This is a genomic window from Streptomyces endophyticus (genome assembly GCF_035798155.1).
Classification (GTDB): domain Bacteria; phylum Actinomycetota; class Actinomycetes; order Streptomycetales; family Streptomycetaceae; genus Streptomyces; species Streptomyces endophyticus.
In genome coordinates, this window is sequence record NZ_JAOZYC010000140.1 from 23,735 (window position 1) to 38,646 (window position 14,912).

Genomic DNA, 14,912 nt, shown 5'->3' on the forward strand with positions numbered 1-14,912 from the left:
CGCCGCTTTCGTGGCGGGGCCGCGCGGTGAGGCCGGTCTCGCGGGTCCAGACCGCGCACCCCGTCTCGGAGCAGTCCATGACGGCCGGTGTCCAGGAGTGGGTCCGCGCCTCGTCCATGAAGCGCTCCATGGCTCCGGGCCACGCCTCCACGTCGCCCGTCGGGTCGCCCTTGGCGAGCATCACGCCCGACACGACCCGGTAGCGGACCGCCGCCTTGCCGCTGGGCGAGAACACGATCCCCTTGTCGCGGCCGGCCGGGCCCTCGGGGCGGAACGCGAGGTAGAGCGTGGTCAGCGCGGTGATCAGGCCGAGGGCGCCGAGCGAGAGGGCGACGGTGCGCGCCGCGCCGCCTCCGTAGACGAGTGGCCCTTCCGTGCCGAGCAGTCCGCACAGGACGTGCTCCAGGCGGTCCACGAGGCTCGGGGCGCCGACGAGCCGCGCCGGGTGTGCGCTGACGACGGCGAGGCCGATCAGCAGCGAACCCGCGCCCAGGAGCACGAAGTTGGCCAGGGCGCGCCAGCGGCCGCGCGGGTCGGGCGGCGCGTCGAACCACTTCCGGTCGCGTATCAGGAGCCACAGCGGCACCAGGGACAAGGCGACGCCGACGATCCCCATGAGTGGGCCCCGGTACGCGAACTGCCCGGCGGCGCCGAGCGGCAGCAGCACGATCACCGCCCACCAGGCCCGCCGCTTGCGGCGCCGCAGCATGCGTGCGAGCAGGACGAGCAGGACGCCGCTGCCGAGCGCGAGGGCCGCGGCGTACGGGCCGAGGGAGCCCGGCAGGGCCTCCGTGACAGCGCCTGTACGGCCTCGTGCGAACCGCGGCAGGACACCGGCCACGATGTCCGCGCCGCCGGCCAGGAGGCAGGCGCCCGCGATCCGCCGCATCCCCGCGCCTCCTCCTGCCGCTCGCCCCGCGAGACATATGAACACGGTGCGAATGCCGCATCCGTGACGTACGTCCTGTAGGACGGAAGCGGAGCGGCCCGGGTTCACTCATGAACGGCGAACCCCACGAGAGTGTGAACGGCGGGCCCCGCTAGGGGAGGAGCTGCTCCACCGTCTCCAGGTCGACCTCCGCGCGCGTGATGTCCCGCGCGTCCGCGGCCGTGGAGCGGCGCAGCGCCTCGTGCAGCCGGGCCGGGGTGAGCACGCCGAGGAACCGGCCCGCGCTGTGTTCGTCGATGACCGCGATCCAGCCCGCGTCGTGCTGGAGCATCGTCGCGAACGCCTGCTTGAGCGGGGCGCCCACCGGCAGCCAGGCCTCCATGCGGCGCGCGTGGTCACGCACGGTGTCGCCCTTGTTCGCGGCCACGCGCGCGTGCTCGGCGGAGATCCAGCCGTGCAGGTTGTTGTCGTGGTCCAGGACGACGGCCCAGCGGGCGTCGAGCTCCCTGGGCAGCGGGTCGTCGAGGTGCACGACGGGCGGCTGCTCCAGGTCGCCCTCCTCGATGGGCGTCACCGAGAGGCGCTTGAGCCCGCGGTCGGCGCCCACGAAGTCGGCCACGTAGTCGGTGGCGGGGGTGCCCAGGACCGCCGACGGAGTGTCGTACTGCTCGATACGACCTTCGCCGTAGACGGCTATACGGTCGCCGAGGCGGACGGCCTCCTCTATGTCGTGCGTGACGAACAGAACGGTCTTGCCGAGCGTCTGCTGCAGGCGCAGGAACTCGTTCTGCAGGTGCTCGCGCACCACCGGGTCGACCGCGCCGAACGGCTCGTCCATCAGCAGGACGGGCGGGTCGGCCGCCAGGGCCCGGGCCACGCCCACCCGTTGGCGCTGGCCGCCGGAGAGCTGCTCGGGGTAGCGCTCTCCGAACAGCTTCGGGTCGAGGCCCACCAGGTCGAGCAACTCCGCCGCCCGCGCACGGGCCTTGGCACGCTTGACGCCCAGCAGATGCGGCACGGTCGCGGTGTTGTCGAGGACCGACTTGTGCGGAAACAGGCCGACCTGCTGGATCACATATCCGATGCGGCGGCGCAATTGGACCGGGTCGACCCCGGATATGTCGTCGCCGTCGAGGAATATCCGGCCCGCGGTGGGTTCGATGAGCCGGTTCACCATCTTCATCGTCGTGGTCTTGCCGCAGCCCGACGGGCCGACGAGCGTGACCAGTTCGCCCTCGTTCACCTCGAAGGACAGATCGTCGACGGCGGTGGTGCCGTCCGCGTACCGCTTGCTGACGTGCTCGAACCGGATCATGGGACCCCATTCTGCCGGGACGCGGCCCGGTTGGGGATGCCCCGGTGAGGCGGTCATGTGAACGCCGTGTTGCGCTCGTAGGCCGGGGCTCGGCCGTTGTCAGTGGTCGGGGCTAGGGTCGTCGGCAGTTGGAAACGTGCGTGCGGCTGTGCGGCCGGCTGACATACGTTCGGGGAATCGGGGGAGGTGGCCGGCGTGAGCGAGCGGAACTGCCTGGTGGCCAATGACTGGGTGTGCGGGGAGTATGTGCGCACCCGCGGCCAGGAGTTGGTCGACGCGACCGTCCAGCACCTCGGCATCACGGCTGCGTCGGTGGTGATCGGCGTCCTCATCTCCTTCCCGCTCGCGCTGCTCGCCCGGCGCGCCCGGGCCTTCGCGGGGCCGGTGCTCGGCGTGACCACGGTGCTCTACTCGATCCCGTCGCTCGCGATGTTCTCGCTGCTGCTGCCCCTGTTCGGGCTCTCGGTCTCGCTGGTGGTCACTGGGCTCGTGCTGTACTCCCTGACGATCCTCGTGCGGAACATATTGGCGGGGTTGCAGGCGGTCCCGCAGGAGGCGAGAGAGGCCGCGCGCGGGATGGGGTACGGGCCGCTGCGGCTGCTGTGGGAGGTCGAACTCCCGCTGGCGCTCCCGGCGATGCTGGCCGGGGTGCGGATCGCGACGGTCTCCACGGTGGCGCTCACGACGGTCGGCTCGATCGTGGACTACGGCGGGCTCGGCACGCTGATCGTCGGGGGCCTGCAGAGCGACTTCAAGGCGCAGGTGCTCACCGCGTCCGTGCTGTGCGTACTGCTCGCGGTCCTGGCGGACCTGCTGCTGCTCGGCGTGCAGCGGTGGCTGACGCCGTGGACGAGGGTGGGGGCGCCCGCGCGGGGCGGGTTCCGAATACGGGGGCTCCGCGGCCGCGGTGACACGGCGCGCGTCGAGCCGGAGAAGGTGGCATGAACGCGATATCGGGGGCCTACGACTGGCTGGCCACGGGTGCCAACTGGCAAGGGGAGAAGGGGGTGTGGCACCGCCTCGCCGAGCACCTGTACTTCTGCGGTGTCGCGCTCGCCGTCTCCTGCCTGATCGCGCTGCCGCTGGCCCTGTGGCTCGGACACAAGGGCAAGGGCGGCGCGCTCGCCATCAACATCTCGAACGTGGGGCGCGCGGTACCGACGCTGGCCGTCCTCGTGCTGCTCACGCTCACCCCGCTCGGCCGGCACGGCGATGTGCCGACGCTGATCGCGCTGGTGCTGTTCGCGGTGCCGCCGCTGCTCACCAACGCGTACGTGGGGATGCGCGAGGTCGACCGGTCGGTGGTGGAGGCCGCGCGCGGCATGGGCATGAGCGGCGGCCAGGTCTTCGCCCGCGTCGAACTGCCGCTGGCGTACCCGCTGGTGATGACCGGGCTGCGGTCCGCGACGGTGCAGGTGATCGCGACGGCGACGCTGGCGGCGATGGCCGGGGAGGGCGGGCTCGGGCGGATCATCACGGCGGGGTTCAACCTCCAGGACACCCCGCAGGTGGTCGCCGGTGCGGTGCTCGTGGCCGCGCTGGCGCTGGTCGCGGAGGGCCTGTTCGTCGCGGCGGGGCGGGTCTTCGACCCCATGCGGAGGCGGGCGTGACCAAGGGGCCCGGGTTTGGGGCCCGGGCCTGAGGGCCTGGGTTTGTTGTCAGTTCCGGCAGTGCGACGAGGAGAGCGATGAACAGCAGAACGCGTCGAGTGGCCCTGGCGGCCGTGACGGTGGGTGCACTGACCGCGGGGCTCACCGCGTGCGGTGGCGACAGCCTGGAGGGCAAGGACGGTGCGGGCGGGTCGGGTGGCGGCGGGAAGGGCAAGGTCGTCATCGGCGCCGCGCGTTTCACCGAGGCCAAGGTGCTCGGTGAGCTGTACCGGCAGATATTGGACGACGCCGGGTACGACGCGTCGGTCAAGACGGTGGAGAACCGCGAGATCTACGAACCGCAGCTCGCCAAGGGCGCCATCGACGTGGTGCCCGAATACGCGGCGACCCTCGCCGAATTCCTCAACCTGAAGAAGAACGGGTCGAAGGCGAAGCCCGTCGCGTCGAGCGATGTGGATGCCACGGTGACCGCGCTGCGCAAGCTGGCCGAGCCGCAGGGGCTGAAGGTTCTGGACGCGGGAGAGGCCGTCGATCAGAACGCGTTCGCGGTGAGCAAGAGCTTTGCCGAGAAGCACAAGTTGAAGACGCTTTCGGATCTTGGCAAGTCTGGCCAGAAGGTGAAGATCGCGGCCGGAGACGAATGCGAGACCCGGCCGTTCTGCGCGCCGGGACTCAAGAAGTCGTACGGGATCGATGTCACGGGAATCGATCCCAAGGGCGTCGGCACCACGCAGTCGAAGCAGGCGGTGAAGAACGGCACGGACCAGCTGGTCCTGACGACCACGACCGACGCGACGCTGGAGAACTTCGGGCTCGTTCTTCTGCGGGACGACAAGAAGCTGCAGAACGCGGACAACATCGTTCCGGTTGTGAACGCCAAGGATGCGGGCGACAAGAAGATTGCCGATGCCCTCGGGAAGTTGACGAAGGCGCTCACGACCGATGATCTCGTCGAGCTGAACCGGAAGGTCGACGCCGAGCGGCAGAAGGAAGGCGATGTCGCGAAGGAGTATCTGGAGTCGAAGGGCCTCATCGCTAAATGATCTTGATCGGCGCGTGCCGATGGAACGAGAGCCGATCGAGCGAGAGGCGAGTGCTATCTGCGACGGTAAGTGGCCTTGCCCGTACGGGGGTTAGGTGGTTTCTGTGACAGGTGTGTCCGAATATTGCCGGGCGGGGCTTCAAGATTTGCCTACGCGCGGTAAGTTTCTGGCCATGCCACGTGGACGCCACCGCCATTCTCCGCCCCTGCACCGCCTCCTGCCGCCGACGGTGATCGCCGGTGTGCCTCTCGTCTGCGCGGGGGCCGCCTGGCTGTCCGAGGATCCGCTCGTTCTGCGGGGCGTCGCCGCGGCGGCCGCGGCTGCCGCCGTGGTCGGCGCCGTGGTGATGCGCCGCTGGGACCGGCTCGCGGGCAAGCGGGTCGCCGACCTGACGCGCGGCGCCGCGAGCGAGCGGTGGCGGCACGAGGAGGCCGTGGCGGAGCTGGAGGGCGACCTCGACGAGTCGCGCGAGCTGCGCACCCGCCTGGAGGGCAAGCTGCGGGCGAAGCGTGCCGAGCTCGCCGCGCTGCGGGGCGAGCACGCGGCGCTGCTGCGGCGGTACGCGAACGCGGAGACGGAGCGGGCCAGCGCGCTCGAAGGCCGGCGTCGGCTCGCGATAGAGGCCGCGGCCCCGGCGAGGGCGCTGCCGCCCGTGCCCCCGGCCGTGCCGGGCCGGCCGACCCCGGAGATGTACCGGCGGGCCAATGTCGCGCTCAAGCGCCTCGCGCGGCCCGAACCGGCGGCGCCCGCGGCGGAGGAGGCCGATTCCCGGGGGAAGTCCGAGGCGGCGGCCGGCCACTTCACCGTGCCTGCCGCCGCGATGGTCGTACCCGCGGCACCCACGCGGAAGGTCCCTCAGGGCGGTTTCGACTTCTTCGGCGCGGGGCTCTCCCCGCAGGGCGAGGAAGACCTGGCGGATGTCGTGGGCGAGGAGCTGGCGGCGGAGGTCGCGGCCGAGGTGGAGGTCGAGGCAGAGGTCAAGGCCGAGGCCGAGAACAGCGACAACAACACCGACGATGCCGAGACCCCCGAGGACGCCGAGCGCGAGCAGCAGGTCATCGACCTGACCGCGCACGACGAGACGGAGCAGATCGACATGGGCGAGCTGAGGTCGGCACTTCAGGCGTGACGCCTCACGCCCCCGCCATCCACCGGTCCGGCCGTGCGTCCCGCCGTCCGGTGCGAGAGCGGTCCGCCTGGGCCCGCAGGAGGTCGGCCGCCTCGTCCGCGTCCCTCAGGCGGGCCGTCACCGTCTTGTTGGCGCCCGTGTCGAGGTGCAGGTCGGCGACGCGCCAGTGCCGCTCCCAGGGCCCCTGAGTGAGGCGCACGCTCTGCACCTTGGCGTGCGGGACGAGCGAGATGTGGCGCTGCAGTAGTCCGTGGCGCGCGGCGAACACCGTTTCCGTGACCGCCACCCCGTAGCTCCGCCACCACACAGGCACGCACCAGCGCCCGCGCCGCTCCGCCCCCGTGAAGTCGGCCGGCTTCGGCACCGAGACCCCCGGCAGGATCCGCGCGACGACGTCCTCGGCGTTCTCGCGCGGCGCCACGGGGACGAGCACGGTGTTCGACGACCCGGCGACGTGCAGCTCGACGCGGACCCAGCCGCGGCGCCGCCACAGCAGCGGCTCGACGATCCGCACGGTCTGCACCCGCCCCGGCGGCACCGTCTCGTGCACCCGGTCGAGCAGCCCGTGGTCGATGCGCAGCCCGTCCTGCGACTCGCCGACCGTCCAGTCGTACTCCTTGATGAACCGGCCCGCGCTGTTGGTGAAGGCCCCACCGACCAGTGGCACCGCGACCGCGATCACTGTCCACAGGTTGTGGGTGGCGAACCACAGGAGCGTCGGGACGGCGACCGCGGCGAGCAGCATCGCCCAGGGGGCGCCCGTCAGAAGCAGCGCCACCGCGAGCATCCGCGGGGGCGTGTGCAGGATCGGCCGCGCCGGCGCCTCGCCCACGTCCTGCGCCGACTCGGGCGCGAATCCGGCAGCCCGGGCGAGGAGTTCGGCACGCAGGTTGCCGGCCTCGCGCTCGCCCAAGAAGGCGAGCTCGTCCTTCTTGTCGGCTCCTACTACGTCGAGTTTCAGCTTGGCCACGCCTACGAAGCGGGCGAGAAGCGGCTGCGTGACATCCACCGCCTGGAGGCGATCGAGCCGGATGTGGGCGGTGCGGCGGAACAACAGGCCCGTACGGATGCGCAGTTCGGTGTCGGTCACCGCGAAGTGCGTGAACCACCAGGTGAGGAACCCGTACAGGGCGGCCGCCGGAACCAGTACGCCGATGCCGATCAGCAGCATGGCGGTGGTGAGGTGGGCCAGTTGGCGTTGCGCCTGGTCCATGTCGTGGACGGCCCAGCCGAGCAGGATCGCGATGGGCGCCCACGCGCGGCGCAGCGGCGTGACGGGGTGCAGACGCCGCTCTCGCACGTCCTGAGCGGGCTCCTGGGCCGGGGCGCCGTCGGGGACGCGGGAGGCCGTCACAGGCCCGCCGATCGGGCCTCGCCGAGTTCGGTGAGGCGGTCGCGCAGCCGCTCGGCCTCGGCGGGCGCGAGGCCGGGGATCGTCGCGTCGGTGGCCGCGGCGGCGGTGTGCAGCTGAAGGCTGGACAGGCCGAACTTCCGTTCCAGCGGGCCGGATGTCACCTCGACGAGCTGCATCCGCCCGTACGGCACGATCGTCTCCTCGTGCCACAGGACGCCGCGGCTGATCAGCAGGTCGTCGGCCCGCTCCGCGTACCGCCACGAGCGCCAGTTGCGGCCGAGCATCACCCAGCCCCAGACCATGGCCCCAAGCGGGAGCACGGCGAACGCCGCCCATCCGGGGCCCACGAACACGGCGAGCAGCACCCCGAGTGCCACCGTCAGCGGCACCAGCCACACGAGCAGCAGCAGGCGGCGCAGTTTCAGCAACCCGGCGGGCAGCCCGGTCCAGTCCGGCCCTGTCGTGCTTGTCGACCCTGTCGCCCCCGTCGGCCCTGTCTTCATGGGTTCACCCTACGTACGAGAGACTGTGTCCATGACGCCCACGACTCAGGCCACGGTCGGCATCGGTGGTGCCGCGGAGAGCACCGACATGGTGCTCAACATCGGTCCGCAGCACCCTTCCACCCATGGTGTGCTGCGCCTGCGTCTCGTGCTCGACGGCGAGCGGATCCAGCACGCGGAGCCGGTCATCGGCTACATGCACCGCGGTGCGGAGAAGCTCTTCGAAGCACGCGACTACCGGCAGATCGTGATGCTCGCCAACCGCCACGACTGGCTCTCCGCGTTCTCGAACGAGCTGGGCGTCGTGCTCGCCGTCGAGCGGATGCTGGGCATGGAGGTACCGGAGCGCGCCGTGTGGCTGCGAACGCTGCTCGCCGAGCTGAACCGCGTGCTCAACCATCTGATGTTCCTGGGTTCGTACCCGCTCGAACTGGGCGGAATCACGCCCGTCTTCCACGCCTTCCGTGAGCGCGAGGAACTCCAGAACGTCATGGAGGAGGTCTCCGGCGGGCGCATGCACTACATGTTCAACCGCGTCGGCGGCCTCAAGGAGGACCTGCCGCTCGGCTGGAACACCCGCGCGCGTGCGGCCGTCGCGAGCGTGCGCTCCCGTATGGACGTCTACGACAACCTCGTCCTCGGCAACGAGATCTTCCGGGGCCGTACGCGCGGGGTGGGCGTGCTGTCCGCCGAGGCCGCGCACGCCTACGGAGTCAGCGGCCCGATCGCCCGCGGCTCCGGCGTCGACTTCGACCTCAGGCGCGACGAGCCGTACCTCGCCTACGGAGAGCTGCAGGGCACCCTGAAGGTCGTCACGCGACAAGAAGGCGACTGCCTGGCCCGGTTCGAGTGCCTCCTGGAGCAGGCGCACAACGCGCTCGACCTCGCCGACGCCTGCCTCGACCGGATCGCGGAACTCCCGCAGGGCCCGGTCAACCAGCGCCTCCCGAAGGTCCTCAAGGCACCCGAGGGCCACACGTACGCGTGGACGGAGAACCCGCTCGGCATCAACGGCTACTACCTCGTCTCCAAGGGCGAGAAGACGCCGTACCGGCTCAAGCTGCGCTCCGCCTCGTACAACAACATCCAGGCGCTGACCGAACTGCTTCCGGGGACGCTCGTCGCCGACATGGTGGCGATCCTCGGGTCACTGTTCTTCGTGGTCGGGGACATCGACAAGTAGGCCGTCCACCGGCAGGCGGACCGGTTCGACCAGCCAGCCGAAGTCGCCGAGCCCGCCCCGCGCGGTCAGCTCCGCCGCCTCTCCGGCGCCCGCGAGCGCCCGGACGTACGCCGCCGGGTCCTGCGAGGCGAGGGCCAGCGGCGGGCGGCCCGCGGTGACGCCGAGGGCCCGCAGGGCGGCGCGCTGGGTGAGGAGACGGGCGCCCGCGGCGGTCGCGCACGCGTCCAGTGCCACGTGCGCCGTGATGTCGCAGGAACCGTCCGGTACGGGCGTCGTCCCGCGGCCCTCGCGAAAGCCGGTGAGCGTGCCGAAGGGCGGCCGGGAGGCGCGCGTGTGCGCGTAGTCCACCGCCACCGCCAGGCCGCGCTCCAGGGTGCGTACAGCGGCCGCCCAGGCGGCGTCGCGGGGCCGACCCACCTCGGCGCGCAGGCCCGGCTCGGGCGGCAGCGGCCACCACCGGCGCAGCCAGTCCGTCGTGGCCTGGTCGAGGGGCGCCGTATCGAGGGTCTCCGTGCCGTCCTCGCGGACGAGGACCAGCCGGGCCGTGCCGTCGGCGGCCGTCTCGACGACCTCCAGGGGCACGTTGTCGAGCCACTCGTTCGCGAAGAGGAGTCCGGAGGCGCCGGTGGGCGGCTCGGCCCGCCACTCGATCCGGTGGTCGAGACCTGCGGGAGGTTCCGCCTTTTCCACGGCGTAGGCACGCACGCGTAGCGCCACTTTTTCGGGCAGCACCTGTAGGACGCGCGAAACCAGCTCGCCGCGACCCGCCGCCATGTCGACGAACGCCAATTCCGCGGGCTCGCCGAGAGCCGCGTCCACCCGGCACAACAGCTCGGCGACGGCCCCGGCGAACAGCGGCGACGCATGCACCGACGTGCGGAAATGCCCGGCAGGACCCTCGGGCCTCCGGTAGAAGCCGGCCGGTCCGTACAGCGCCTCTTCGGTGGCCGCGCGCCACCCGCGCGGTGCCCCTTGTTGTCCGTTCTCCACACCCGAAGGCTATGTGCGCCGGGCGCATGCGCCGTGGGGTCCCTCCACCTTCAGGAGTACGCGCGCCGGGTCCGGATCGACCCTCCGGTTGACCCCTGCACGCTGCACGCTTCCCTACTCTGGGTTACGTGCAGCGCGTCTACGACTTCATCCGCAGGCACCCGACATGGGTCGACGGCATCTGGGCCGTGATTCTTTTCGGCATGTCCGTGGCCGGGGCGAACGGTGCCGGAGGTGCGCGGCACGGGAACGAGGTGGCGCTGCTCGTCTGCGCCGTCCTGATGTCCCTGGTGGTCGCGCTGCGCCGCCGGATGCCGGAGAAGATGCTGCTGCTCGCGGTGGCCACGGGCCTCGGCCAGCTGGTGTTCGACGCGCGGGTCAACCCCTCGGACTTCGCGATGCTGGTCATCATCTACACCTGCGCGGTGAGCGGCCCGCGCTGGGCGTCCCGCTTCGGCCTGATCGGCGGACTGCTCGCGGCGCCGCTCGCTCAGCTCCGCTGGCCCACCGCCGGCCAGATCGGCACCACGGGCCTGATCCTCATCACGGTCTTCCAGATGGTGCCGTTCGCCCTCGCCTGGGTGCTCGGCGACTCGCTGCGCACCAGACGCGCGTATCTGGCACAGCTGGAGGAGCGCGCCAACCGCCTGGAGAAGGAGCGCGAGGCGCAGTCGAAGGTCGCGGTGGCGGCCGAACGGGCGCGCATCGCACGCGAGTTGCACGACGTCGTCGCGCACAACGTGTCGGTGATGGTGGTGCAGGCCGACGGCGCCGCGTACGTCCTCGACCAGGCGCCCGACCAGGCCAAGAAGGCCCTGGAGACCATCTCGGGCACCGGCAGGCAGGCGCTCGCGGAGATGCGCAGGCTGCTCGGCGTGCTGCGCACCGGCGAGCACGAGGAGGCCGGCGAGTACGTTCCGCAGCCCGACGTCGAGCAGATAGAGGAGCTCGTCGACGAGGTGCGCACGGCGGGCCTCCCGGTCGACTTCAGGGTGGAGGGCACCCCGCGTCCGCTGCCCAGCGGCGTCGAGCTGACCGCGTACCGCATCGTTCAGGAAGCCCTCACCAACACCCGTAAGCACGCCGGTCCGAACGCGGGCGCCAGCGTCCGCCTCGTCTACTTCGACGACGGCCTCGGGCTGCTCGTCGAGGACGACGGCAAGGGCGCCCCGCACGAGTTGTACGAGGACGGGGGCGCGGACGGCCGCGGCCACGGCCTCATCGGGATGCGCGAGCGCGTCGGTATGGTCGGCGGCACGCTGGACGCGGGGCCGCGGCCCGGCGGTGGCTTCCGCATCAGCGTGCTGCTGCCTCTCAAGCCCGCCCATTGACACGTACAAGTCCATCGACACGTACAAGTGAGGACCGCCCGATGTCCATCAAGGTCATGCTCGTCGACGACCAGGTGCTGCTGCGCACCGGCTTCCGGATGGTGCTCGCCGCACAGCCGGACATGGAGGTCGTCGCCGAGGCGGGCGACGGCGTCGAGGCGCTGGAGGTGCTGCGCTCGACCTCCGTGGACGTGGTCCTCATGGACGTCCGGATGCCGAAGCTCGACGGGGTCGAGACGACGCGGCGGATCTGCGCCGAGACCGATCCGCCCAAGGTCCTCATCCTGACCACCTTCGACCTCGACGAGTACGCGTTCTCGGGGCTGCGGGCGGGCGCCTCCGGCTTCATGCTCAAGGACGTGCCGCCGGGTGAGCTGCTCACCGCGATCCGCTCCGTGCACAGCGGCGACGCGGTGGTCGCCCCGTCCACGACCCGGCGCCTGCTCGACCGGTTCGCCCCGATGCTGCCCAGCAGCCCCGACCAGCCGCAGCACAAGCGGCTCGAGCGGCTCACCGAGCGCGAGCGCGAGGTCATGGTCCTGGTCGCCCAGGGGCACTCCAACGGCGAGATCGCCGCGCGCCTGGTCCTGTCCGAGGCCACGGTGAAGACCCATGTGGGCCGCATCCTGACCAAGCTCGACCTGCGCGACCGGGTCCAGGTCGTCGTCCTCGCCTACGAGACGGGGCTCGTCCGGGCGGGCGGCGCCGGGGCCTGAAGCCCGGTGGCCCGGGCCCGGGCGGTCAGCGGAGCACTCCCTCGATGAAGTCCCCGCCGAGGCGCGAGACCACGCTCAGGTCCAACTGGTGCTGCACATAGCGACCGCGCCGCCGCGTCGTGATCAGGTCGGCCTTCTTCAGCACCGACAGGTGCCGTGATATCTCCGGTGCGGACATGCCGTGCGCGTCGGCCAGTTCACCCGTCGTGTACGGGCCGCGGGCCAGATGCCGGCACAGGCGTATCCGCATCGGGTGGGCGAGGGCCGACATCCTCCGGGTCAGCTGTTCCACGGAGGGCGGCGCGGTAAGGCCGGGAGAGGCCACGGGGTAGTGGATCACCGGCTGCCAGCTGTGCCGGTGCAGCACCATCAGGTGCGGCCAGCCGAGGCTCGTCGGCAACAGGACGAGGCCGCCGTGCGCCGTCACCGTACGACCCTCCACGACCTTGTCGACGGAGATGGTGCGCCCCGACTCGTCCATCGAGACCGCCGCGGACACGGACGTGAGCGCTTCCCGTATGCCCTTGCGGCGGAGCAGCTCCTTCTTGTGCCGCGCGTCCGCGGCCAACTGGTGCTGCAGGCGCGGCCAGGTGTCCGCGAAGAACGCCTCGTCGCAGTCCTCCATCAGCTCGCGGAACCAGGCGCGCATGGCCGGCGGATCGTCCAAGAGCCGCTTGGTGAAGCGCACCTGGGGCGCCCCGCGCGCGGCCGCGAGCTCGAGGGCACGCTCACGGGTGTGCGGGTCCGACAGCCGGTTGTGCCCCGGAGTCCCGTAGGACATCAGGCAGGTGAACTCCAGGGCCGCGTCTACGAATTGCTCGTCGGACAGCTTGTCGAGCAGGTCGAGGTCCGCGGCGAGTGTGGCACCCGGCAGTGTGCGCTGCCCCGGTATGCCGGCGAACGGCATGAAGACGTCGGAGAACGTCGTACGCCACAGGAAGTCCGCCTCGCAGAGCCGGTCGGCGAGGCACGGATCCAGGCGCGTGGACACACTCGTCGTCCAGCCCTGCAGCCCCGGATGGTGCGCGGGCTCCGACAGCGCGTGCAGCGCCGTGCCGAGCTCGGCCAGGGGCGAGGGCACGACGTCGATGCCCTCGGGCGTCAGGCCCGTGATGTCGATGCTCACGCTCATGACCCCATGGTGCACGCCGCCACTGACAGTCGGGTCGTCGATTGACGGCTCCCGTCAATCGACGTGACGGCACGGCGGCGCCGGGCGCAATCTCGTATCCATCGGCCCCGAACGGCAGCAAACAGGTTGATTCCGGGGCTCAGTGTGACAATCGAGATGAAGGGCGAGGTGTTCGACATGAGCGTCACCCAGCAGTACGCGATCGACCTCTACCGCGCCGCTCAGCGCGGCGAAGCGGCCCCGCCGGCGCCCGGCCTGCACGAGGTGGCCGCCTTCCGGGAGCTGCGCGACTACCGCCGGTTCAAGGCGGTCGTGGCCGGCCGCCCGGCCCGCGGCCGGATCCGGGCGGCCCTGGCCCGCCGGCTGTCGGGACGCCGCCTCTCGGGGCGCCGCGGCCATCCCGCCGGTTGCTGAGCCCGCCCCCTACAGGGGGACCCGCTCCTACAGGGAGATCCGGCCCTACAGGGGGATCCGCCCCTACAGAGGGACCCGCCCCTACGAGGGGATCCGCCCCACGAAGTCCGCGACGGCCGCGCGGACGTCGTCCGGGCCCCACTCCAGCCCTGCCGCGGCGACCGTGACCTCCGTCGTCGCGAGCCCCGGCACCGTGCCCTCGTCCGACCAGCGCGCGAACAGTGCCGTCCGCGTCTCCTCCGCCTGCGTGATCCCGGCCTCCGTGAGCACCTCGGCGTCGTAGGGCAGCCAGACCCGGAACTGGTGCGTGTGCGGCACCTCGGGGAACACCCGGGCCCCGGAGACACCGGCCTCGGCGAAGCCCTCCTGCAGCGCCTTCGCGACCACGCGCGCGTGCGCCACGTACTCGGGCAGCCGCGGCAGCTCCTGCTCAAGACCCGCCAGCGCCGCGATCGCCTGCGGGAACTGCTGGAAGACCTGGCCCCCGTAGCGGTGCCGCCAGGCCCTGGCCTCGCCGACGAACGACGACGGGCCCGCGAGCACCGCGCCGCTGAGGCCGCCGAGCGACTTGTAGAACGACACGTAGACGCTGTCCGCGAGCTCCGCGATCTCGGCCAGCGGGCGCCCGAAGTGCGCCGTGGTCTCCCACAGCCGGGCCCCGTCGAAGTGGATCACGGCGTCACGCGCGCGTGCCGCTTCGCAGACCTCCTCCAGCTCCTCCCAGGTGGGCAGCACGAATCCGGCGTCCCTGAGCGGCAGTTCGAGCATCAGCGTCCCGAACGGCTCGTCCAGGTCGTGCACGTCCTCGGCGCCTATCTGCCGCGCCGCGCTCGTGGGGTGCACGGTGCGCAGCCCCGTCACCGTGGTCAGCGCCTCGCGCTCGTGGACCTCGGGGTGCGCCAGCGGATGCAGGGCCACCGTGGGGTTGCCGGTGCGGCCCGCCCAGCAGCGCAGCGCGACCTGCTGGGCCATGGTGCCGGTGGGGAAGAACGCCGCCGCCTCCTTGCCGAGCAGCGCGGCGACCTTCGTCTCCAGGTCCGCCACGACGCCGTCCCCGTAGATGTCGACGTCGCCCGACAGGTCGGCCACCGCCGCCGCGGCGGACAGGCTCTCCCACCGCTCGCCCAGCGTGGCCTCGTTCGGCCTGCGGGCCAGCGTGCGTCGCGCACCCCGCAATGCCGCGATCAGCCGTTCGGCCCGCGTCTTCTCGGAGGTGGCAGTGTTCTCGGCGGTTCCGTCCATCTGTCGATCATGGCGCAACCACGTGCGCTTGCCCACAGCCTGTGGACAGCCGGGACCCGCC

Annotated in this window: 14 protein-coding genes and 1 pseudogene; 8 read left to right on the top strand and 7 right to left on the bottom strand. The window is 71.6% G+C overall.

Translation table 11 applies throughout. The features are described 5' to 3' along the window. Window positions 1-22: 22 nt before the first annotated feature. Together OKJ99_RS26265 and OKJ99_RS26270 are read right to left on the bottom strand one after the other, a co-directional pair. Window positions 23-889, bottom strand: a pseudogene (locus tag OKJ99_RS26265) (phosphatidylglycerol lysyltransferase domain-containing protein); the annotation flags it as partial. 151 nt (window positions 890-1,040) lie between these two features. Then, entirely contained in the window at window positions 1,041-2,204 is a 1,164-nt protein-coding gene (locus tag OKJ99_RS26270) for an ABC transporter ATP-binding protein (protein ID WP_326020005.1), read from the bottom strand. Window positions 2,205-2,399: 195 nt separating this feature from the next. On the opposite strand from OKJ99_RS26270, the gene OKJ99_RS26275 reads away from it, so the two are divergent. The 4 genes from OKJ99_RS26275 (at window position 2,400) to OKJ99_RS26290 (ending at window position 5,986) form a co-directional block, all read left to right on the top strand. Next, window positions 2,400-3,149, top strand: a complete 750-nt coding sequence (locus OKJ99_RS26275; RefSeq protein ID WP_326020006.1) for an ABC transporter permease — start codon at window positions 2,400-2,402, stop codon at window positions 3,147-3,149. After that, a complete protein-coding gene (locus OKJ99_RS26280) occupies window positions 3,146-3,814 on the top strand; it encodes an ABC transporter permease (protein WP_326020007.1) in 669 nt (222 codons plus the stop codon). Before OKJ99_RS26275 ends, OKJ99_RS26280 begins: the two co-directional genes overlap by 4 nt. Before the next feature lie 77 nt (window positions 3,815-3,891). Then, entirely contained in the window at window positions 3,892-4,857 is a 966-nt protein-coding gene (locus OKJ99_RS26285; RefSeq protein WP_326020008.1) for an ABC transporter substrate-binding protein, read from the top strand. A 172-nt stretch (window positions 4,858-5,029) separates the two neighbouring features. Further along, the gene (locus OKJ99_RS26290; RefSeq protein ID WP_326020009.1) at window positions 5,030-5,986 is read left to right on the top strand and encodes a hypothetical protein; all 957 of its coding nucleotides are present in this window, start codon (window positions 5,030-5,032) and stop codon (window positions 5,984-5,986) included. Window positions 5,987-5,990: 4 nt separating this feature from the next. On the opposite strand, the gene OKJ99_RS26295 is transcribed toward OKJ99_RS26290, so the two are convergent. Beyond that, window positions 5,991-7,340 (bottom strand): PH domain-containing protein, encoded by a 1,350-nt coding sequence (locus tag OKJ99_RS26295; RefSeq protein WP_326020010.1) that lies wholly within the window; start codon window positions 7,338-7,340, stop codon window positions 5,991-5,993. After that, window positions 7,337-7,843, bottom strand: coding sequence for a PH domain-containing protein (locus tag OKJ99_RS26300; RefSeq protein ID WP_326020011.1), 507 nt, complete (start codon window positions 7,841-7,843; stop codon window positions 7,337-7,339). Before OKJ99_RS26300 ends, OKJ99_RS26295 begins: the two co-directional genes overlap by 4 nt. Here OKJ99_RS26300 and OKJ99_RS26305 point away from each other — a divergent pair. Continuing rightward, window positions 7,842-9,026, top strand: a complete 1,185-nt coding sequence (locus tag OKJ99_RS26305; protein ID WP_407700764.1) for an NADH-quinone oxidoreductase subunit D — start codon at window positions 7,842-7,844, stop codon at window positions 9,024-9,026. The genes OKJ99_RS26300 and OKJ99_RS26305 overlap by 2 nt on opposite strands. Here the strand turns inward: OKJ99_RS26305 and OKJ99_RS26310 are convergent. Beyond that, window positions 8,991-10,016: an SAM-dependent methyltransferase gene (locus tag OKJ99_RS26310; protein WP_326020013.1), complete on the bottom strand. Its 1,026-nt coding sequence runs from the start codon at window positions 10,014-10,016 to the stop codon at window positions 8,991-8,993. The genes OKJ99_RS26305 and OKJ99_RS26310 overlap by 36 nt on opposite strands. 128 nt (window positions 10,017-10,144) lie before the next feature. Here OKJ99_RS26310 and OKJ99_RS26315 point away from each other — a divergent pair, with 128 nt between their 5' ends. Both OKJ99_RS26315 and OKJ99_RS26320 read left to right on the top strand, forming a co-directional pair. After that, window positions 10,145-11,347, top strand: coding sequence for a sensor histidine kinase (locus OKJ99_RS26315; RefSeq protein ID WP_326020014.1), 1,203 nt, complete (start codon window positions 10,145-10,147; stop codon window positions 11,345-11,347). Window positions 11,348-11,388: 41 nt separating this feature from the next. Continuing rightward, on the top strand, window positions 11,389-12,063 hold the full coding sequence (locus tag OKJ99_RS26320) for a response regulator transcription factor (protein ID WP_326020015.1): 675 nt from the start codon (window positions 11,389-11,391) through the stop codon (window positions 12,061-12,063). A gap of 25 nt (window positions 12,064-12,088) precedes the next feature. On the opposite strand, the gene OKJ99_RS26325 is transcribed toward OKJ99_RS26320, so the two are convergent. After that, window positions 12,089-13,195: a DUF5937 family protein gene (locus OKJ99_RS26325; protein WP_326020016.1), complete on the bottom strand. Its 1,107-nt coding sequence runs from the start codon at window positions 13,193-13,195 to the stop codon at window positions 12,089-12,091. A 177-nt stretch (window positions 13,196-13,372) separates the two neighbouring features. Between OKJ99_RS26325 and OKJ99_RS26330 the strand changes: the two genes are divergently transcribed. After that, the gene (locus OKJ99_RS26330; RefSeq protein WP_326020017.1) at window positions 13,373-13,609 is read left to right on the top strand and encodes a hypothetical protein; all 237 of its coding nucleotides are present in this window, start codon (window positions 13,373-13,375) and stop codon (window positions 13,607-13,609) included. An 81-nt stretch (window positions 13,610-13,690) separates the two neighbouring features. Here OKJ99_RS26330 and OKJ99_RS26335 read toward each other — a convergent pair whose 3' ends face one another. Beyond that, window positions 13,691-14,851, bottom strand: a complete 1,161-nt coding sequence (locus OKJ99_RS26335; RefSeq protein WP_326020018.1) for a threonine aldolase family protein — start codon at window positions 14,849-14,851, stop codon at window positions 13,691-13,693. Window positions 14,852-14,912: the final 61 nt, after the last annotated feature.